Origin of the sequence: Thalassotalea atypica (genome assembly GCF_030295975.1) — a bacterium.
GTDB classification, from domain to species: Bacteria; Pseudomonadota; Gammaproteobacteria; order Enterobacterales; family Alteromonadaceae; genus Thalassotalea_F; species Thalassotalea_F atypica.
Genome location: NZ_AP027364.1, coordinates 1,432,314 through 1,452,523, shown reverse-complemented (window position 1 = coordinate 1,452,523; position 20,210 = coordinate 1,432,314). Strand labels below are relative to the sequence as shown.

Annotated in this window: 20 protein-coding genes; 4 read left to right on the top strand and 16 right to left on the bottom strand. The window is 41.7% G+C overall.

Annotated elements, in window-relative coordinates; genetic code table 11:
- Nucleotides 1-2 precede the first annotated feature (2 nt).
- Entirely contained in the window at nucleotides 3-1,970 is a 1,968-nt protein-coding gene (locus QUE03_RS06740; protein ID WP_286266427.1) for a monovalent cation:proton antiporter family protein, read from the bottom strand.
- A gap of 192 nt (nucleotides 1,971-2,162) precedes the next feature.
- On the opposite strand from QUE03_RS06740, the gene QUE03_RS06735 reads away from it, so the two are divergent.
- A complete protein-coding gene (locus QUE03_RS06735) occupies nucleotides 2,163-3,053 on the top strand; it encodes a GGDEF domain-containing protein (RefSeq protein WP_286266425.1) in 891 nt (296 codons plus the stop codon).
- Nucleotides 3,054-3,088: 35 nt separating this feature from the next.
- Here QUE03_RS06735 and QUE03_RS06730 read toward each other — a convergent pair whose 3' ends face one another.
- The 5 genes from QUE03_RS06730 to QUE03_RS06710 form a co-directional block, all read right to left on the bottom strand.
- Nucleotides 3,089-3,739, bottom strand: coding sequence for a hypothetical protein (locus tag QUE03_RS06730; protein ID WP_286266423.1), 651 nt, complete (start codon nucleotides 3,737-3,739; stop codon nucleotides 3,089-3,091).
- Complete coding sequence (locus QUE03_RS06725; protein WP_286266421.1) at nucleotides 3,740-5,077, bottom strand: DEAD/DEAH box helicase; 1,338 nt, start codon at nucleotides 5,075-5,077, stop codon at nucleotides 3,740-3,742.
- A 125-nt stretch (nucleotides 5,078-5,202) separates the two neighbouring features.
- The gene (locus QUE03_RS06720) at nucleotides 5,203-6,606 is read right to left on the bottom strand and encodes an alanine/glycine:cation symporter family protein (protein ID WP_286266419.1); all 1,404 of its coding nucleotides are present in this window, start codon (nucleotides 6,604-6,606) and stop codon (nucleotides 5,203-5,205) included.
- Nucleotides 6,607-6,759: 153 nt separating this feature from the next.
- Nucleotides 6,760-8,160 carry a Re/Si-specific NAD(P)(+) transhydrogenase subunit beta gene (pntB, locus tag QUE03_RS06715; RefSeq protein ID WP_286266417.1) on the bottom strand — a complete coding sequence of 467 codons (1,401 nt, stop codon included), beginning with the start codon at nucleotides 8,158-8,160 and terminating at the stop codon, nucleotides 6,760-6,762.
- 11 nt (nucleotides 8,161-8,171) lie between these two features.
- Nucleotides 8,172-9,716, bottom strand: a complete 1,545-nt coding sequence (locus QUE03_RS06710; protein ID WP_286266414.1) for a Re/Si-specific NAD(P)(+) transhydrogenase subunit alpha — start codon at nucleotides 9,714-9,716, stop codon at nucleotides 8,172-8,174.
- 164 nt (nucleotides 9,717-9,880) lie between these two features.
- Here QUE03_RS06710 and QUE03_RS06705 point away from each other — a divergent pair, with 164 nt between their 5' ends.
- The gene (locus QUE03_RS06705) at nucleotides 9,881-10,411 is read left to right on the top strand and encodes a gamma carbonic anhydrase family protein (protein ID WP_286266411.1); all 531 of its coding nucleotides are present in this window, start codon (nucleotides 9,881-9,883) and stop codon (nucleotides 10,409-10,411) included.
- A gap of 3 nt (nucleotides 10,412-10,414) precedes the next feature.
- Nucleotides 10,415-10,888, top strand: a complete 474-nt coding sequence (gene bamJ / locus QUE03_RS06700; protein WP_286266409.1) for a BamJ family beta-barrel-assembly machinery protein — start codon at nucleotides 10,415-10,417, stop codon at nucleotides 10,886-10,888.
- Between the two features lie 68 nt (nucleotides 10,889-10,956).
- On the opposite strand, the gene QUE03_RS06695 is transcribed toward bamJ, so the two are convergent.
- From QUE03_RS06695 to rnm, 10 genes are all read right to left on the bottom strand, one after another.
- A complete protein-coding gene (locus tag QUE03_RS06695; protein ID WP_286266407.1) occupies nucleotides 10,957-11,472 on the bottom strand; it encodes a YcgN family cysteine cluster protein in 516 nt (171 codons plus the stop codon).
- On the bottom strand, nucleotides 11,472-12,140 hold the full coding sequence (locus tag QUE03_RS06690; protein ID WP_286266405.1) for a fumarylacetoacetate hydrolase family protein: 669 nt from the start codon (nucleotides 12,138-12,140) through the stop codon (nucleotides 11,472-11,474). Before QUE03_RS06690 ends, QUE03_RS06695 begins: the two co-directional genes overlap by 1 nt.
- 2 nt (nucleotides 12,141-12,142) lie before the next feature.
- On the bottom strand, nucleotides 12,143-13,192 hold the full coding sequence (locus QUE03_RS06685; protein WP_434020158.1) for a lytic murein transglycosylase: 1,050 nt from the start codon (nucleotides 13,190-13,192) through the stop codon (nucleotides 12,143-12,145).
- 21 nt (nucleotides 13,193-13,213) lie between these two features.
- Nucleotides 13,214-13,498: a YcgL domain-containing protein gene (locus tag QUE03_RS06680; RefSeq protein ID WP_286266401.1), complete on the bottom strand. Its 285-nt coding sequence runs from the start codon at nucleotides 13,496-13,498 to the stop codon at nucleotides 13,214-13,216.
- A gap of 82 nt (nucleotides 13,499-13,580) precedes the next feature.
- Nucleotides 13,581-14,720, bottom strand: a complete 1,140-nt coding sequence (rnd, locus tag QUE03_RS06675; RefSeq protein WP_286266399.1) for a ribonuclease D — start codon at nucleotides 14,718-14,720, stop codon at nucleotides 13,581-13,583.
- Nucleotides 14,721-14,838: 118 nt separating this feature from the next.
- The gene (rluB, locus tag QUE03_RS06670; RefSeq protein ID WP_286266397.1) at nucleotides 14,839-15,702 is read right to left on the bottom strand and encodes a 23S rRNA pseudouridine(2605) synthase RluB; all 864 of its coding nucleotides are present in this window, start codon (nucleotides 15,700-15,702) and stop codon (nucleotides 14,839-14,841) included.
- Nucleotides 15,703-15,748: 46 nt separating this feature from the next.
- Nucleotides 15,749-16,342 carry an SMC-Scp complex subunit ScpB gene (gene scpB, locus QUE03_RS06665; protein ID WP_286266395.1) on the bottom strand — a complete coding sequence of 198 codons (594 nt, stop codon included), beginning with the start codon at nucleotides 16,340-16,342 and terminating at the stop codon, nucleotides 15,749-15,751.
- Between the two features lie 61 nt (nucleotides 16,343-16,403).
- Nucleotides 16,404-17,216, bottom strand: a complete 813-nt coding sequence (locus tag QUE03_RS06660) for a segregation and condensation protein A (RefSeq protein ID WP_286266393.1) — start codon at nucleotides 17,214-17,216, stop codon at nucleotides 16,404-16,406.
- A 57-nt stretch (nucleotides 17,217-17,273) separates the two neighbouring features.
- On the bottom strand, nucleotides 17,274-17,894 hold the full coding sequence (locus QUE03_RS06655; RefSeq protein ID WP_286266391.1) for an L-threonylcarbamoyladenylate synthase: 621 nt from the start codon (nucleotides 17,892-17,894) through the stop codon (nucleotides 17,274-17,276).
- 9 nt (nucleotides 17,895-17,903) lie between these two features.
- Nucleotides 17,904-18,782: an RNase RNM gene (gene rnm, locus QUE03_RS06650; protein WP_286267782.1), complete on the bottom strand. Its 879-nt coding sequence runs from the start codon at nucleotides 18,780-18,782 to the stop codon at nucleotides 17,904-17,906.
- A gap of 404 nt (nucleotides 18,783-19,186) precedes the next feature.
- On the opposite strand from rnm, the gene aroF reads away from it, so the two are divergent.
- On the top strand, nucleotides 19,187-20,200 hold the full coding sequence (gene aroF, locus QUE03_RS06645) for a 3-deoxy-7-phosphoheptulonate synthase (RefSeq protein WP_286266389.1): 1,014 nt from the start codon (nucleotides 19,187-19,189) through the stop codon (nucleotides 20,198-20,200).
- Nucleotides 20,201-20,210: the final 10 nt, after the last annotated feature.

Here is a 20,210-nt window from a genome sequence, read left to right as displayed (position 1 = left end):
AACTATGTCCCTTCCTGTATAAAACGCTCCGCTCGCTCAACTCTTCTGGGCTTCCCGCGAAGAACTAAGGTATCCTGATCACATAATATAGTGTTCTCATCTGGCTCTTCAATTTCATCACCGTTACGCTTTAATGAAATAATATGAACCCGTCGACTTGCCAAATCCAATGAACGAATTGAGCGTCCTATGGCAAATGCTTCATCCGTTAATAATATCGCGTGGGCAAACTCGATGCGGTCAATCGCATCGGGTCCCATGTCAGTATCTTCACCTTGGAAAAATCCATGTAAATGATTGTAGTGATTTTTACGCTCGGTCTGCACTCGTCGAACAATTCTAGAAAACGGCACCCCGCTTAACGATAACACTTGAGAAACCAACATTAGGGCGCCTTCTAAACTTTCGGGTACTACCTGATTAGCGCCTGCATCTTGTAGCATGTCTAATTGATCATCATTGCGAGTTCGTACCAAGATTGGAACTTCTGGTGATAAGGTTCTGACTTTTTGAATAACCTCAGCTGATTGTTTGTCCTCACCAAACGCGATAACCACCAATTTCGCTTTACTCAGATTTGCTGCATGCAATAATTCTGCTTGACGAGATGAACCGAAGAGCACATTTTCACCAGCCTCTCTCGCTTTCTGGGTTCTAAGAGGATCAATATCTATCGCAACGAACTCGATTGACTCTTGCTTTAAGAAGCGGCTAACTGTCTGACCGATGCGACCAAATCCACAAATAATGACGTGATCAGACAAAGTCTTTGATTCCGGCAATGTTTCAAGCTCACTATGATCTTGTTGTTGTTCGTGACTCAAGAACTTTGACCACTTTCTTGCGTTGTTTATCAAATAAGGGGTGATCGCCATACTGATAATACCTGCCCCAAGTATGGTTGAAGCGACATTAAAGTCGATTACTTTAACTTGCACTGCGAGTGCAATTAGCACAAAACCAAACTCGCCCATTTGCGATAGCATAATACCGCTTGCCCAACCATCTTTAGCGGACTCCCCTGCTTTTACTGCTAATAATTTAACGATAAGCACTTTCGCCACCATAAAGCTCACCACCATGCCTACGATCAAAAATGGTGATGACATCAACAAGGCTAAATTTAGCTTCATACCTACGGTAATAAAGAATAGACCTAACAATATATCACGATAAGGCCGGATATCAGCTTCAAGTTGATGCTTGTATTCGCTTTCTCCAAGCATCATGCCGGCAAGAAATGCCCCTAGAGCCATAGATAAGCCAAACCATTGTGTCAACGCTGATGCAACCAATGTCACCAAAAGAGTCGTTAAGACAAAAAGCTCATCGGTGCGAACTTGGGCAACCATATTAAAGAGTCTTGGAAGAACCCATTTCCCAGCCATAAGCAATATACCGACAACGAATACGCCTTTAACTAACGCCCATAGCAACGAAACAATAAATGAGCCTTCGCTGCCAGGTGCCAAAATAGGGATAATAATTAGCAATGGCACGACAGCGACATCTTGGAAAAGTAATACGGCGACAGAAATTTGACCAGATTTTCGTTTCATCGCCCCTGATTCACTCAGTTGTCGAATAACGATAGCGGTTGAAGATAACGCCAAAATACCACCTATGGCGAAAGCTGCACCAAAGCTTTGACCAAATACTAGTGCTACTAGGGTAAAGAGTGCAGTAGACAGGCCTACTTGCAAAGCGCCAACGGTTAGCACTAGGTGACGCATCGCCATTAATTTAGGTAGTGAAAATTCGAGTCCAAGCGTAAACAGTAAGAACACAATGCCTAGCTCTGCAAAATGATCATAATCGACCTGATCTTGCGCCCAAGCAAGTCCATGCTCCCCAACTAACATACCTGCTATCAGGTAAGCTAAAATTGCAGGAAGGTTGAGTTTCCTAAATAACCATACGATTAACACCGCACAGGTCAATATGGCTAAAATTTCGAAATGTCCTGTCACCTTCACCTCAACGTACGAATAAAATTTACACAAAGAAACATTCTGAACCTACAGAATACAGAAGTTAACGCTTAACAATCAACACATTAAAATGACTTAACTCATATGTAATTATAATAGGCTCCAACGCATTGACTGGTATGTATATTGCTTGTATCAGAGCAGTGACAAAAATCGGAGCAATAAAAGACGATGCAAAGCTTGAATATATTAGAGGGTCGTTTTTCGGAATTTAATGCATTTAGCACGTTTGAAACAGTAAGTTTCGACAAGAATAAGCGCGGTTTGCAATTGTTGGAGCAACTACAAACTACGTTGGATCTTAAACAACTGTTAAATAAATTTGCCATGGAAGCTGCGAAATATATCGACTTTTCAGGACTGACCTTTTCTAGTGACTGCCCAGACGTTACCGTACGCGGTAGCAGAAAAGGAAAGTATGAACGTCAATTTGAATTAGTTATCGAGAACAATTATCTAGGTACATTAACTTACGCAATCAATTCATCGATGAGCTCAACGAATTATAAAATCCTTAAAGAGCTGCATCAGTATTTATTATACCCAATAAAAAATGCAATAGCGTATAACAACGCACTTATGCTTGCGATGCAAGATGGATTGACTGGTTTAGGAAATCGTCGATATTTTGACAAACAATTACACCGAGCAATTACACATTCAAATCGACAAAAAACTGACGTGGGATTAGTTGTCTGTGATCTTAATAAATTTAAAGCCATCAACGACAGTTTTGGTCACCATATAGGTGACAACGTACTAATTCACTTTGCAAACGCATTGAAATCTAGCGTACGAGAATCAGACAGTATATTTCGTTTTGGTGGCGATGAATTCGTCTTACTCGTTGAAGATGCTAGCCGCGAATCACTAGACATAATCAACCAGCGTATTCATCAGGCGATCACCAATGACCCTTTATTAATGAAATATCAAGTTACTTGTAGCCTAGGCGCCACTTTTCTAAACCGAGCAGATACCGCCATTTCATTTTTTGAACGAGCAGATCAAGCCTTGTATCGCCGTAAAATGAACATGACCCACAAGTTGAGTGTAATATAGAGTGAGGCGTAGCTACATCAGTAGCGAGATTTAGACTAGTCAATTATTGCCAATGCCGCTTTAACTTCTTGTGGTGTTGCTCCCGCTAGTACGCGGCAATACCTGACCGCATAGGCAAAACGCTCTTTACCTACCTGAGACAATGCTTGCCGTAAATATTCAGGCTTAATATCAAACGTTAAACAATAGTGCTTAACGGCTTCATCGATTGAAGGGAACTGCATGCCATCAAAAAGGAACGGTTCTTTGTGTTCAATTCGCTCTATTTCAGTGCCGTGCAACACTAATTGCCACGACATATAGTTGACCCGCTCCTTAGCAACTTCAAACATGAACCAAGCACTTTGCTGAAAACCAGAAAAATTACCGCCTTCAAACTCACTTTCAGCCAATTCCTGTGGCGTCCAGTTCAAGCCGATAGCCAAATCTTTACGGTAACGATGGATCAATTGTTCCTTAACAAAGTTCAGCACTTGCCAAATACAGTCGACTTTCGCCTTATAGGCCAATAATTGGCACTCTTTGCAGCTAGGTACAATAAGTCGAGGGTGCGGACAATCCATGACAAGATGTCCGCGATGAGGGATTGTAACACTGAGATGACTTAGCTCACCACAAAACCAACAACAGTGTCGATGTTCATAGGGAACTTCAATTTCATGCTCGGGTTGTTGTCCAAAAATCATTTAGCGTCGTTTATTTTTCACTTTTACTTTTTTAACTTTACCGACCGCTTTCTTAGCAAATTTTCCAGCACTGGCTGGTTTATTTCGATCAGAGTGTCTACCCGATGACTTTTTATCTGCTACGGTTCGATTTTTATCCTGCGTGGCTTGATATCGGTTCTTTTTCTCTGGGCTGCTTTGTTGTTCTCTTATGTGAGTAGGAACGGGGCGTTCGGCTTCATATCCAGGTAGTACAATTCGCTCAAATTTACGGCCAACAACAGATTCAATATTCTCTAAGAATCGCTCATCCTTAGGGCTCACCAAGGAAATCGCTGTGCCTGTTTTGCCAGCTCGTCCTGTTCTTCCTACGCGGTGAACGTAATCTTCCGCCAAAAAAGGCAAGTGGAAATTAACCACATATGGTAAATCAGGAATATCTAAACCACGAGCTGCGACATCAGTTGCAACAAGTACACGAACCTCTCCTGAAGCGAACTTTTCAAGCGCTTTATTTCTTGCACCTTGCGATTTATCACCATGACATAGCGCCGCTTTAATGCCGTCAAGCTTCAATTCTTTCGCTAGAATATTGGCACTTTCTTTTGTACCAGCAAATACTAATACCTGCTGCCAGTTATTTACACCAATCAGCTCAGAGAGTAGTTCTCGCTTTCGTTCTTCTGACACCCAATAAACAGCTTGCCTAATTTTTCCTGAGGTAGAGTTTTGTTTTGCTACTTCAATGGACTTTGGCGTGGTGAGTATTTGATTCGCGAGAGTTTTGACCTTGTTAGAAAAAGTCGCACTGAACATTAAGGTTTGATGCTTACTCTTTATGGTAGGGACAATTTTTTCAATGTCTGATAAAAAGCCCATGTCCAGCATACGATCCGCTTCATCAAGGACAAAAAACTTAACTTGAGCAAGAGAGACGTTTCTTAACGCAACATGTTCCAGTAAACGTCCTGGTGTTGCGACTAAAACATCAACACCCGCTTTTAACATCTTGGTTTGAGATGGCATTGCACCGCCGCCATAAACAACACCTGACTTTATCGGTAGGTATTGGCAGTATGCTTCAATATTCTGTGCCACCTGCATCGCAAGTTCACGTGTAGGTGTTAAAATTAAGGCCTTCAACGCACCAGCGTTAGTTGTATCTTTTGCTAAAGAATCAAGAATAGGCAAACTAAAAGCCGCAGTTTTACCTGTACCTGTTTGCGCAGATGCCAATACATCAACACCAGTTCTAATCAATGGAATGGCTTTTTGCTGGATAGGCGTAAGTTGTTTATAACCTATTTCTTTAACAGCCTTTAGTAATTCTTCAGACAAGCCAATTGCATTAACACTCATACGACTCTCATGCGTTTAAAATAAAATTGGCGCGGATTATACCAGCTTTTGACAGGAATTTACGATTTAAACACCATCAGCTAAATTATCATAAATTCCATCTACTCGCATTGTTATGATTACTATTACTTATTCCATATTCCCGGCGTCAGTTTTAGCGCCGTTACTTCTTGTTCGTCAACAAGGTAGGTTGGTAATTGTTTTGCCTTGAGTTGCTGTTGATAGTCTTTGGTTATAGTAATCACAGCCTTTGACAATAAGAACAATGCCGTCACGTTCACAACGGTCATGAGTCCGGTCGCCAAATCGGCTAAATTAATCATTTCGCCCAACGTTGCTACTGAACCGTAAACCAGCATGCTCAAAAAGCCAATTCTTAGAAACCAACGTCCAAGTAAATTATCCATATTGAGGTACTTCAAGTTATTATCGGCATAAGCAAAGTTTGCCACAATAGAGGTAAAACCAAACAACATGATAGCCAAGGTTATAAAGTCACTCCCCCAACTGCCAACTTGCTGCACTAACGCTTGCTGGGTCAGTTGAATGCCTTCAAAGCTGCCTTGTGTGCCATCCATTAATAAAATCAAAAATGCAGTACATGAGCAAATGATCACTGTATCAAAAAATACCGCTAACATTTGAATATAACCTTGTGAAGCAGGATGTGGAGGATGAGGATCGGCTGCTGCGGCGGCATTAGGTGAACTACCCATACCAGCCTCATTGGAATACAAACCACGTTTAACGCCTTGTACTATCGCTGCGCCAACTACTCCGCCACCGGCCTCAGCTAGCCCAAAAGCCGATTGGAAAATATTAACAATGATCCCCGGTATTTTATCAATGTTTAGGCCAATGACACATAGCGCAACCAGCAAATAAGCTACGCCCATAAATGGCACCGCAAGCTCGGCAAAACGAGCTATATTCTTCAGGCCGCCTAGAATAATTAAACCAGCAAACACGGTGATGACAATGCCAGACACAAGAGGGTCTACACCATATGAACCCTGAAAAGCATCAGTAATAGAGTTTGCTTGTACCGCGCTAAAAACAAAACCGTAACCAAAAAACAAACAGAGTGAAAAGGTGACGGCGAGTGCTGGACTATTTAATCCCTTGCGCATGTAATACGCGGGTCCTCCGCGGTAGTTATTGTTACTATCTTTTTCTTTATAAAGCTGACCTAATGCACTTTCAGCGTACGCGGTTGCCATGCCAACAAAGGCGATAAGCCACATCCAGAAAATAGCGCCTGCACCTCCTAGCGTTATGGCAACAGCAACCCCCATTAAATTTCCTGTACCAACACGAGCCGCAAGGGTGGTACATAACGCTTGAAAAGAGGAAATCCCCTGAGAAGACGATTTACGGCTGTTCTTCAATAACGTAAACATATGAGTGAAATGTCGTATTTGAATCAGTTTGAGCCGCCAAGTAAACCAGATACCACAAGCCGTGAGCATGTAAATTAAGATACTGCCCCACAAATAACCGTTGATGATGCCAACGTATTCTGAAATCACAAATACACCCTATTGAATAAAAAGAAAAAAGCAGCGGCCAGTATAGCCTGTCAAAGTAATAAATACAGGGGAGATAATGATATTAAAGAGTAATCAGAAGAGGGAGTAAGAAACTGAGCCTTAGTTTAATCTAAGGCTCAGTTTTAATATCGGCTATAACGCGTGAAGAATATTATCGACGGATTTTTTAGCATCACCGAACAACATTTTGGTGTTGTCTTTGAAGAACAATGGATTTTGCACTCCGGCATAACCGGTATTCATTGACCGCTTAAACACAATCACACTTTTGGCATTCCACACTTCCAGTACGGGCATACCAGCAATAGGACTGTTAGGATCCTCAGTCGCAGCCGGATTTACCGTATCGTTTGCGCCGATGACCAATACGACATCGGTTTCTGGAAAATCGTCATTAATTTCATCCATACCTAACACTATGTCATAAGGTACTTTCGCTTCAGCCAAGAGAACATTCATGTGCCCTGGTAAGCGCCCTGCTACAGGATGAATAGCAAAACGTACTTCGATACCTTTTGCTTTTAATTTTTGAGTCAAGTCATAAACGGGATACTGTGCTTGCGCTACCGCCATACCATAACCCGGTGTGATGATAACCGATTTTGCACCTGAAAGTTGCTCTGCAACCTGTTCCGCACTCGCCTCAACATGCTCCCCGTAGTCTTTGTCCGTGTCTATTTGAACATTAGTACCAAAACCACCCGCGATAACACTGATAAACGAACGGTTCATCGCCTTACACATAATGTAGGATAAAATAGCACCAGAAGAGCCAACAAGCGCACCAGTGACAATCAACAAGTCATTGCTTAACATAAAGCCTGCCGCCGCAGCTGCCCAACCAGAATAAGAGTTAAGCATAGAGACAACCACTGGCATATCTGCGCCACCTATTGAGGCGACCAAATGCCAACCAAAAATAAGGGCAATCAGCGTCATGATCGCCAAAGCAGAGTCACTGCCACCTTGCTGAACGAAATAAATCATCAAGGCAAAACTAACAATACCGGCAACCAAATTCATTTTATGACGATGAGGTAGCATTAACGCAGACGAGTTGATAATACCGCGCAGTTTACCGAATGCGACAATAGATCCGGTAAAAGTAACCGCACCGATAAAGACACCTAAGAATATTTCGGTCAGATGAATATTCATTGCCACTTGTGCTGCGTCAGATAGGACAGGCATAGTACTGTGACTTTCGTAAAAGCTGTTATAACCGACTAACACCGCGGCTAAGCCAACAAAACTGTGCAATATTGCAACCAGCTCTGGCATTTCGGTCATTTCAACTTTTTGTGCCAAACGAAGTCCGATCGCGCTACCTATAATCATCGCAACGATGATTATAAGTACATTGTCTACCCTTGGATCTGCAATTGTTGCAACAAGTGCAATTGCCATACCGACAATACCGTACATATTGCCAGTTTCAGCGGTTTCTTGTTTACTTAAGCCCGCTAAACTAAATATAAATAATAACGCTGCGATAATATAAGCCGCGCTAATAACACCTGTAGATACATCCATTTGCTCGGCCCCTACTTACGAAACATTTTTAGCATGCGTTTAGTGACGACAAAGCCACCAACAATATTGATGGTCGCGATCAATATCGCAAACCCTGCCAACACTTGAATGAGGGTATTGCCACTGCCAACTTGCAGTAAGGCCCCTACAATGATAATGCCGGAAATAGCATTAGTAACACTCATTAAAGGTGTATGCAGCGAGTGGGTAACGTTCCAAACAACGTGGTAACCAATCACACAAGAAAGTACAAAGACAGTGAAATGGGAAAGGAAATCAGCTGGAGCAACACTAGCGACCCAAGCAAACGCCAGCGCACCAGCAGCCATCGCGAGGTATTTATTGGTACTAGATTTCGGTGATTCCTCTTCATCCACTTTTGTTTCAAGTTTGCTTGTCAGCTTAGGCGCAGCTTGCGCAGGCGCGGCACTGACTTGAATTGGTGGCGGTGGAAAGGTAATTTCACCATCTTTTACCACGGTCATGTTTCGAATAATTTGATCGTCAAAATCTAAAACCACTTCCCCGTCTTTTTTAGGCGCTAACAATTTGCTCAAATTCACTAAATTGTTGGCATAAAGCTGAGACGATTGGTTGGGTAAACGAGACACTAAATCGGTATATCCGATCACTTTCACGCCTTTAACTGTCGTTAGCTTACCCGGCTTTGTTAGTTCGCAATTACCTCCGCCTGCTGCTGCTAAATCAACAATTACACTGCCTGGCTTCATTGAAGCAACCATTTCTGATGTGATTAATTTTGGTGCTGGCTTTCCGGGGATCATCGCCGTGGTAATAATAATGTCCACTTCCTTGGCTTGCTCTGCAAACAATGCCATTTCTGCATCAATAAACGCTTGGCTCATCTCTTTGGCATAACCATCACCCGAACCTGAGTCTTCTTCTTCAAAGTCCATTTCGAGAAATTCAGCGCCCATGCTTTCAATTTGCTCTTTTACCTCTGGACGAGTATCGAATGCACGCACAACAGCGCCTAGACTTGATGCCGTACCTATTGCCGCTAATCCTGCCACACCTGCACCAATAATCATCACCTTTGCTGGTGGTAGGTTACCTGCTGCAGTAATTTGACCGTTAAGAAAGCGGCCAAAATTGTGCGACGCTTCTACTACGGCTCGATAACCGGCAATGTTAGCCATTGAACTTAGCGCATCCATAGACTGTGCTCTAGAGATCCTAGGCACCATGTCCATTGCTAACGTGGTAATAGACTTAGCTTTCAATGAGTCGAGAAGTTCTGGATTTTGAGCTGGCGAAATTAGGCTCACTAACGTGCTTTGCTCTTTTATCAGTGCTATTTCTTCTTCTGTCGGCGAGTTGACTTTATATAGCAACCCTGAAGACCACACTTGCTCACTTGAAACCAGTGTTGCACCGTTATCAACATAGTCTTGATCGTTAAAGCTAGATTTTTTGCCAGCACCTTTTTCTACTGCAACGTCAAAGCCTATTTTTATTAATGCCTTTACCGAAGACGGAGATGCAGCAACACGATTTTCCCCTTTAAGGGACTCTTTAGGAATACCTATTATCAAAATCAACCACCTTTGTGAAAATTTTTGTTATTAAGTGTGTTCAATGTTTTACCATTTTACGTTTAATTTTCATACACTTTATCATTAAAGAAATTTGTTTTATTTGATCTAAAGCGCAAGTTACAATTCATATATAAAAATAACGATCCTATTTAGGGAATAATTTGATTTATCAACTAGAAGACCTCAGCCCCAATATCGCAGATAATTGTTTTATCGCGCCCAACGCGACGCTTATAGGCGATGTGACTATATCAGCGCATGTTAGCATCTGGTTTAACGTGGTTATCCGTGCTGACACTGACAAAGTTACTATAGGTAAGAATTCTAACATTCAAGACGGCAGTATTTTGCATCTTGATAGCGGTTTTCCACTGACCGTTGGCGAGAATGTAACGGTTGGTCACAAGGTTATGCTTCATGGCTGTAGCATTGGTGATAACACTCTTATTGGCATGAATGCCGTGGTACTCAACGGCGCGAAAATCGGTAAAAACTGTGTTATTGGCGCAAACGCTTTAGTCACCGAAAACATGAAAGTTCCTGATGGCCACTTGGTGTTGGGTTCACCGGCCAAAGTCATCAAACCAATTGATAAAAAAACAATAAAACAGATCGAATATGGCGCACAACATTATGTAGAAAATGGTCAGCGCTACACTAAACACCTAAAACCTATCACTTTGGAGCAGTAAATAATGGGAAAAATAATCATTGTCGGCATCATCGCCTTTTTAATCATTATGGTATTATTAAGAACTAACACAAATAAGGCCTCAGCCGCTAAGAATATTGAGTTAGGACAGGCATTTCTTGCTGAAAACAAAAAAATTGAAGGGGTAGTTGAAACAACAAGCGGGTTGCAATACCAAGTATTAAAGACAGGAAACGGCAGTGAGCACCCTAGTGCATCGTCTAAAGTGAAAGTGCATTATCATGGCACATTAACCGATGGTACTGTTTTTGACAGCTCCGTAGATCGTGACTCGCCAATCAGCTTTGGTTTAAACCAAGTAATCTCAGGATGGACTGAAGGAGTTCAGCTGATGGTAGTAGGCGATAAAACACGCTTTTTTATCCCATCACACTTAGCTTACGGGAACAGTTCAACTGGTAAAATACCACCAGGTTCAGTGCTTATTTTTGATGTTGAATTATTAGAAATTCAATAAGAAATGAGAATAACATTAGCTTCATCGATTTTTTATAGTGGTGAAGCTAACGTAAATTTTTATCAAGCCTAGTCAATATCATCCAGAGGCCACACGACAATATAATCTTCAAAATCATCCAGCGACACTTGGTCATCTTTAACAATTTTGCCGCGAATCGACATACCAGCCTTATGCATTGCTGATTTTTTTCCTTTGTGCAGCAAAGGATGCCAACTAGGCACTCCACGTCCTTCTCGAATGCGCCGATAAGTACAACTTGGCGGCATAAAAAACACGTCATCAAGGTTTTCTTGCGTCAACCTTACACAATCAGGGACAAGCTTAGTACGTTGCTCGTATTTGCTGCATTGACAGGTTTTGTCGTTCAATAAAAAACAAGCAATGCTTGAATACAGCATGTGCTCGTCTTCTTTGATGTAATCAGTTGGCTTAAGCTCTGTGGACTCATCAGTATTATCATCATCAATAAATTTATGCAAACAACACTTAGCACAACCATCACATAACGATTCCCACTCAGCTCTCGTCATTTCCTCTAACGATTTTGCTTCCCAAAACGGTAATGGATTTGACGTTGTCATTAGTCAGCTGCCTTAATTACTTTAGTGTTAAACTTATGGTTTGTAATTGAAAGCTCTAGTTCATCACCAACAATCAAAGGGCCAACGCCTGCTGGTGTACCGGTCAGCACAATATCTCCAGGTAGCAAGGTAAAATGCTGGCTGATGGTGCTCAATAACTTGGTGATGCTATGAACCATTAATTTGCTATTCCCTTGTTGTCTAGTATCGTCATTGACTAACAGTGAAAAGCTAATGTTTTGTGGGTCACTAAATTGTGATTTTTCAATAAAAGGCGAAACGGGCGCTGAGCCATCGAAGGCTTTGGCAATTTCCCAAGGTCGGCCTAACTTTTTTAATGACTGCTGCACTTCGCGTAAGGTTAAATCTAAACCGATGCCGTAGCCCCATACCGCGTCCATCACATCGTTGGCAGCGGCGTTTTTCAAAGGCTTGTGAATTAATACGGCAATTTCTGCCTCATTATGACAATCTCCCTGATTTTCAGGTACAGAGAATGGCTTCAACAAATCATGCAACGCCGTACTAGGCTTCATAAACAGCACAGGCTCATCATTAACAATACTGCCCATTTCTTGAATATGATCATGGTAGTTTTGCCCGACGCACACCACTTTGCCTACCGGTAAATCAATATTATTTAATGAAACCGTCTGATGTTGATACATGCTTATTGTACCGCTGGGTATTTAATGCGATCAGACAAATGTCCGACTGAGCTGACAAAGTAATAGGACAAATTCCAGTGCATCAAGCTTTTATAATTATTGTAGGCTAAATATACACGGCCTTTAGGATCGTCAGGAAATACCATAGCCGCCTTGATATCAGCCTTAGGTAAATTTGTGCCATCCATTCTTCTTACGCCTAATGCTTGCCATTGTGCTAGCGTTTTTTCAGTATTTGACCAAGCTTTTAACCAGTTTTTACGACTGCCAGTATTCTTCGGAATGGCGTTAGATAGATCGAAATCTTCAGGTAGCTTAACCTGACGACCCCAAGTTAAATCATCATTCCAACCTTCTTTTTTCAAGTAATTGGCCATTGATGCAAAAACATCGGCGTGATTACCCCAAATATCTTTTTTACCATCGCCGTCGCCATCAACCGCATAACTCACGAAAGACGTTGGCATAAATTGGTTTTGTCCCATCGCACCAGCCCAAGATCCCTTCATGTTTTCTACTGCAATATGACCTTCATTTAGAATAGTTAACGCCGCCCATAATTGTTTTTTGAAAAATACTTCTCGGCGTCCTTCATAAGCGAGTGTTGTTAATGCCGAAATGACATTATAGTTACCCATGATTTTACCGAAATTAGTTTCAAGCCCCCACAGCGAAACAATAAATCGTGGTTGTACGCCATATTCTTTACCAATCTTACTCAATAATTCATGGTGTGTTTTGTACATCGTACGTGCTTTTTTGACTTTCCACTCAGGTACACGTTTAGGTAAATAGGTGTCTAGCGTTTCAACTTTTTCAGGTTGGTTGTTATCTGCTTTAATCGCACGTTTATAAAAAGTAATATCTGCAAAAACCTGGTCAACTAGTGCTGTCGGATACCCCTTAGCAACTGCTTCTTGTTTAATGTCTGCAACATACTCTTCGTAGCTAGGTTTTGCCGGCGCAGATACCTGCTCAGCTTCTTCTGCATTAGCAATACCAACAAACAATAAACAGCTGATACTTGATGAAATCGCTATCTTTTTCATCACCTGAGAAAAAATATTCATTGGTTACTGCTCCTGATTTTTTTTCATTTGTGCTTTATGTTCATCCAACAAATTTTCTTGTGGTGGCGGTAATTGCAGATAGAAACCCGTATCTTTTAAAGCCGTTTTAACTTTATTTATATCGGCCATCGCGAGCTTGTCTTTGGTGGCTAAGTTAACCACTGTGACAAGCTGAGGTGTCCCAAAGGTTTGCATTAATCCTTCAGGGACATCAGAAAAATCATCCCGTTTATTGATGAACAGGTAGGTATATTGCTTTTTAGGGCTTTTATAAATTGTGCATAGCATAATGGAGACCTATGTTTATTAAATAGTGAATTGTGAGAGCAAGCATGAACTCAAGATAGCTAATACCTTGACCATTGGTATTTTATTTAAAACCATTGTTGGCAAAAGCGAGCAGTTTCTCTCCAAACAACGCCAATCGCCAATCAAGTAAAATATCCACTTTGTTTTCCTGCTCTTCCATATTATTGATTTTAAAATGCCATGACAAGAATTGGTTCACTTGCTTTTTAGACGCCAAATTTTCAGGTGTTAAGCCACTGCTATTGGCAACGTCTGCAATAAAGCTCTTTACTTTTTTGTACGTTTGTTTGTAGCTTGGGTATTCGTCTAAACGAATAATTTTTTCTGGAAACTCAGCTTCCGATATAGCTTCTGCTTTTTTCAACACATTTAGCATTGCTTTGCCTTTGTGTCGAACATCAAGTACCTCAGCTCCTTCTAACCCCGCCATAGTGCCAACATTTCTTGGGTTGTGCTGAGCCAATGCCATTAAAGTATTATCTTTAGCAATAAAGCTGATCGGCAAATCACGCTGTTGTGCCTGCTGGTATCGCCATGTTGCAAGCAGTTTCAGTCGATTTAATTGCTTAGGATTTAATCGCCACCCCATCTTAACCGCGCGGTACATTTCGTCGGCATCAATAGGTGTAAACTTTCGTTCAATCATCAATTGCGTTTCTTGCTGCGCTGCTACAAGCCAGCCCGTTTGCTCTAGCTCTTTGGCAATGATCGGGTAAATTTCAAAAAGGTATTTAACATCCGCTTGTGCATAAGCTAACTGACGGTCTGACAACGGACGTTTAGTCCAATCGGTGCGCGATTCTGATTTGTCTAATTCGATGTCAAGGTAATGATTCACCATCGCAGCATAGCCCATGGATAGTCCATGTCCCAAAAATGACATCATCACTTGAGAATCAATGAGGTTGACAGGTTTACAGTTGGCCGACGTAAGAAACACCTCTAGGTCTTCCGAACAGGCGTGTAGCACTTTTGTAATACTTGCATCCGTTAGCAAGGCCCAAAACGGTGTTAAGTCATCAATTACGATTGGGTCAATAAGGGCAATATCATCACCATTACTAACTTGCAATAACCCTAGCTTTGGGTAAAGGGTACGCGTTCGAACAAATTCAGTATCAATAGTAAGGACAGGCGATTGAGCATACTGCGCACAAATGGCAGTTAAAGTGTCTTGGTCTTGGATGTAGTGTATTGGCACGTTGTAACTCTTGTTCGACAGCGGAAGGTTAAATAAACGACTTTATTATGACTGTAAAATAATAATAAAGCCGTTGGCACGTTAGCTTATTTTTCAAAATAAACCAAGTGGGGGCTCGTTATGTTCTTCTTCTACGTACTGCTTGTTGATGACGAGATTGATGCTTTTTAACGCTGCGACGTATGCGCCTGTTTTTAGCGTTATCAATTCCTTTTTCAGTGACTTTCACTTTACTTTGCGTTTCATGGGGCAGCTGTACTAATTTACGGTAATAATTGACATCTTTTAGTCCTAACTCAGTCCATCCACCTAATGGTAATTGGCGCTGTAAGTTAATATCGCCGTACCTGACACGAATCAAACGACTCACTTGTACGTCTTGGCTTTCCCATAAACGTCTAACTTCTCGATTTCGCCCTTCAGAAAGCACTACATGGAACCAATGGTTTCTTCCTTCACCACCACGGTAAGTAATTTTTTGGAATTTAGCTGGTCCATCTTCAAGTTTAACGCCATGGCGTAACGTTTGAAGCATAGCTTCGTTAACTTCACCAAATACACGTACCGCATATTCTCGTTCTACTTTATGTGATGGGTGCATTAATCGATTGGCTAATTCACCATCATTAGTAAACAGCAACATGCCCGAAGTATTAATATCCAAGCGGCCAACCGCTACCCAACGCCCTCCTTCTAACGGAGGTAAACGATCAAAAACCGTTGGACGCCCTTCAGGATCTTTGCGGGTACACATTTCACCTTCAGGTTTGTTGTACATTAATACGCGGCAAATTTGCTCTGATTGCGCTTCAAGCACAACAGTATGACCGTCGATGCGAATTTGCTCATCACCTTCAACACGATCCCCCAAATAAGCGGTTTTTCCATTAACACTTACGCGTCCGGCACTGATCACCGTTTCCATTTCACGTCGAGAGCCTTTACCCGCTCTAGCTAATACCTTCTGTAACTTTTCAGACATAGGTCAAATCTCATTCGTCAGTAGCTTCACATTTATCAATTAAATGCTACGCCTCTGTCTCTATTTTAAATGGCAAGTCAGCCGTCGCGGTTGACTCAGTTATTGGCATTATTTCTGGTAGTTGCTTGAGTGAATCTAATGAAAAGTAGTTCAAGAATTCATGGGTGGTACCTAGCATTGCTGGCCGACCAGGAACTTCTTTATGCCCAACTACTTTTATCCACTGCCGCTCAGTTAACGTTTTTACAATATGACTACTTACCGCCACACCACGAATAACTTCAATTTCACTGCGGGTGATGGGTTGCTTGTAAGCAATTATCGCGAGTGTTTCCATTAACGCTGGCGATGTTTTATGTATTTTCTCATTATACATGCTCGCTAACTGTTCACTCAATGAAGAATTTGTTTGAAATCGATATCCATTACTTAATTTGACTAATTCGACCCCGCGATTGTGATAATCTTGCGTTAGTTCGGCAATAACGCTCACAATTGATTGGGTTTTAATATTTTGCCCTTGTAGCAAATTTTCTTTGATAAATTTAATCGAAACCGGTTTACCTGCCGAAAAAATGGCAGCCTCAACCAATGGTTTCAGTTGATTTTCAGGCAATGCTTCTGACTCGCTATCCATCATGAGTTACTCACCAAATGACCGATAAATACAATCACACCAATAAAACCTAGGTAAGACAAAATCATGCGGCAATCCTAATACCAAATTCTTCATTTTCATTGCCCACTCGGCACAATACGCGTTCTTCTTTGACTAACTCCAATATAGCCAAAAACGTGACAATCACGCCAACCCTGCCCTGTTCGAGGACTAGTAATTGATGAAACGAATGATATGTAGTTGCATCAGACGCTAGCATTAATAAAACCTGCTCAATCTTATCTTTAGTCGAGATCGACTCTTTTTCAATATGATGGTGTTCAAAGGCCGCTTGTCTCGAAAGTACTTCTTGAAACGCAGACACTAATTGCGATAAGCCCAGATCATATTCTTGTTCTGGTTTAACGAGATTATCAGCCAGTAAAACATCAGCAACATGATAATCCCTGCCAGATTGAGGCAGTTCTTCAAGTAATTCACTGGCTCGTTTCATCAGCTCATATTCTTGCAGTTTGCGAACTAATTCAGCACGTGGATCTACTTCCTCATCCTCGATGATTTGTTTAGGTAATAACATCTTGGATTTAATTTGCGCCAATGTCGCCGCCATCAGCAAGTATTCAGCGGCTAGTTCAATGCCCTGTTCTTCTACCGATTCTAAGTACTCAAAATATTGTGTTGTGATTGGTGATATAGGCAAATCAACAATATCAAACTTTTGTTTTTTAATGAGATACAGCAAAAAATCCAGAGGGCCCTCAAACTCTTTGAGTTGAATTTCCAAAGCCCGCGAAGGAATAAACAAATCTTGCGGCTTTTCCACAACACGCTCACCGCGCACCAAAGCGATGGGCAATTCCTGTTGCATCATTTCACCGCTTTGTTTATTTAACACGTCATTCAATTTATGGTTCGCTCACTTTAGCAATGAATTTACACTCCGCGTCAAGCTTTACCTAAACGGTTCAGCATCACCTTCACCAACACGTAAAATATCAACTTCCCCTTCTGAAAAGTCGATAACCGTGGTTGGATGTTCACCTAAATATCCGCCATTAAGGATAAGGTCAACACGTTTCTCCAAGATATCGCGAATATGCTCAGGATCATATTCTGCCATATCTTCATTTGGCATAATCAATGTCGTCGACATTAATGGCTCGCCTAACTCTTCTAATAATGCCTGAGCAATTTCATTGTTTGGAATGCGAATACCAATGGTTTTCTTCTTGGGGTTCATTAGTCGGCGCGGTACTTCTTTGGTCGCTTTAAATATAAAGGTGTACGCCCCTGGGGTGTTATTTTTCATTAATCTAAATGCGGTATTATCGACTTTAGCGTAATCAGACAATTCAGATAAATCACGACACACCAAGGCAAAATCATGATCGGTATCGATATTTCTTATTTGGCAGATCCGCTCTAACGCTTTTTTGTCACCAATATGACAACCTAGCGCGTAGCCAGAATCAGTAGGATAGACAACAACCGCCCCTTCCTTAATCATGGCGGCAGCTTGCTTCATTAATCGCCCTTGCGGGTTATCTGGATGAACATAGAAAAATTGGCTCACAAAAAGCTCCTATGATTGCCATAACTGCCACACAGGCTTGCAGCTATCAGGTAAAGTTAAATTGCGTCCAAGATCACTCCATTTACTTGGGTAGTGAAAATCTGAACCAAGCGACGCATACAATTCATATTCTAGACAATAACTTAGCATAAGTCGTCTTTGTTCGGGGTTCATTTGCGGCAATACGATTTCCATGCCGTCACCGCCAGCGGCTTTAAAATCACTCAACAGGCGTTTTAACCATTTAGCGGTCATGTCGTATCGCATGGGGTGCGCCATTACTGCAACGCCGCCCGCTTGATGAATAGCATCAACCGCGTTAGAAATATCACACCATGTAGGTTTGACAAAAGCACGCTTACCTTTGCCAATGTATTTATCGAATGCTGCCTGCATTTTCGGCACAGCCCCTTCATTCAATAATACTTGGGCAAAATGTGCTCGCGTTATACTACCCTCACCGGCAAGCAACTTGGCTTTTTCTAGCATGTTATCAAAACCGCACTTTGCTAATTTTTCGCCCATAGCTATTGCTCGCTGTTCACGCGCATTTTGCTGATTACTTATCAGTGATTGCAGGCTTTCATTATCAGGGTCGATATTTAAACCCACAATATGAATTTCAAAGTTCCTCCAACTAGTAGAAAACTCAATACCATTGACCAATTCGATTTTTTTATTTGTTTCACTGATATACCGATTGGCAATATCTAATGCCGCAGTCGTGTCGTGGTCAGTTATTGCCAGCACATCAAGCTGGAAGTTCTCCGCCCTGTCTATCAGCTCTTTCGGAGATAATTTGCCATCAGAAAGATTAGTATGGCTATGCAGGTCGAAACGCTTATTAGTTTGTTTTTGATTAATATTGTCTGAAACAGCAGTTGACATAGATTCAAATTTGATGTCTTCTATATGGGTGATTATTTTACGCTTATTCACTGGCTATTGAAACAAGTATCCGCAAGGCAATGTTTTGATCAGTTTGAATAAACGAGACTTGAGAAAATACTAGGACAAAACATGCAATTCGCAAAACAAACAAACACAATGATTTGGTGGTGGCATAACTCTACATAAGTGGGTTGTGATGTTTGCGTATACGCAAAAAATATTATGAGGACCCGCTTTTTAAGCGGGTTTTTTCGTTCTTAAGCTTGTTGTTTTGATAAACAAAGAAGCCTACAAACAAGGTAAAAGTAATGTTAACGATAAAAGTAAAAAGTTGGTTTATGTGGTGGCTATTGCCCATTTACGCCGGATGACACGAGAAACTAACGAATAAAGGAAAACTGATGATTATTGTATTAAAACCAAACGCATCTGAAAGCGATGCTAACGAAATTCTAGATAAAATTGCCAGCCTTGGCTTAAAACCACTTTATATGCCCGGTGTAGAACGCACCGTATTAGGTGCACTCGGGGATGAACGTGTACTAAGACAACTGCACTTAGACAGCTACCCTATGGTTGACCAAATCAAGCCAGTATTAAGTCCCTATAAATTGGTAAGTCGCGAACTTCAAGCGCACGACTCGACTATTTCAATTGGTGGCGTTAAAGTTGGAGGTGGAAACTTCACCGTAATTGCTGGGCCTTGCTCAGTAGAAAGCCAAGAACAGCTATTCAGTGTCGCCGAAATGATCAAATCTCATCAAGTGCCATTATTACGAGGTGGTGCATACAAACCCCGCACCAGCCCATACAGTTTCCAAGGGTTAGGCGAGGAAGGATTAAAATTACTTAAAGCCGCGAAAACCCAATATCAGCTCCCCGTTGTGTCAGAAATTATCGACCCCAGTGATGCTGATTTAATGTCAACTTATGTTGATTGCTTTCAAATTGGCGCCAGAAACATGCAGAACTATCGTTTACTTGAAGCCGTTGGTAAACAAAATAAGCCTGTTTTACTTAAACGAGGCATGAGTGCCACCATTGAAGAATTATTGCTGGCGGCTGAATACATTGTCGATGCCGGCAACCCTAACGTTATTTTATGCGAACGTGGCATTCGCACGTTTGAAACCGCGACACGCAATACCCTTGATTTGAACGCCGTGGCTTACCTCAAAGAAAAGACACACTTACCCGTGTTAGTTGACCCATCTCACGGCACCGGCGTTAAATCGCTCATCAATCCACTTTCACGAGCAGCTGCTGCGGTGGGTGCTGACGGTATCATTGTCGAAGCGCATTTAAACCCTAAAGAAGCGCTATCTGATGGTCATCAAGCACTTACTGCCGATGACTTTGCCCAGTTAATGGCAGACATTAAACCTTTTATTACGGCGGCTGGTAAAAGCCTTTAAAGCATTCATT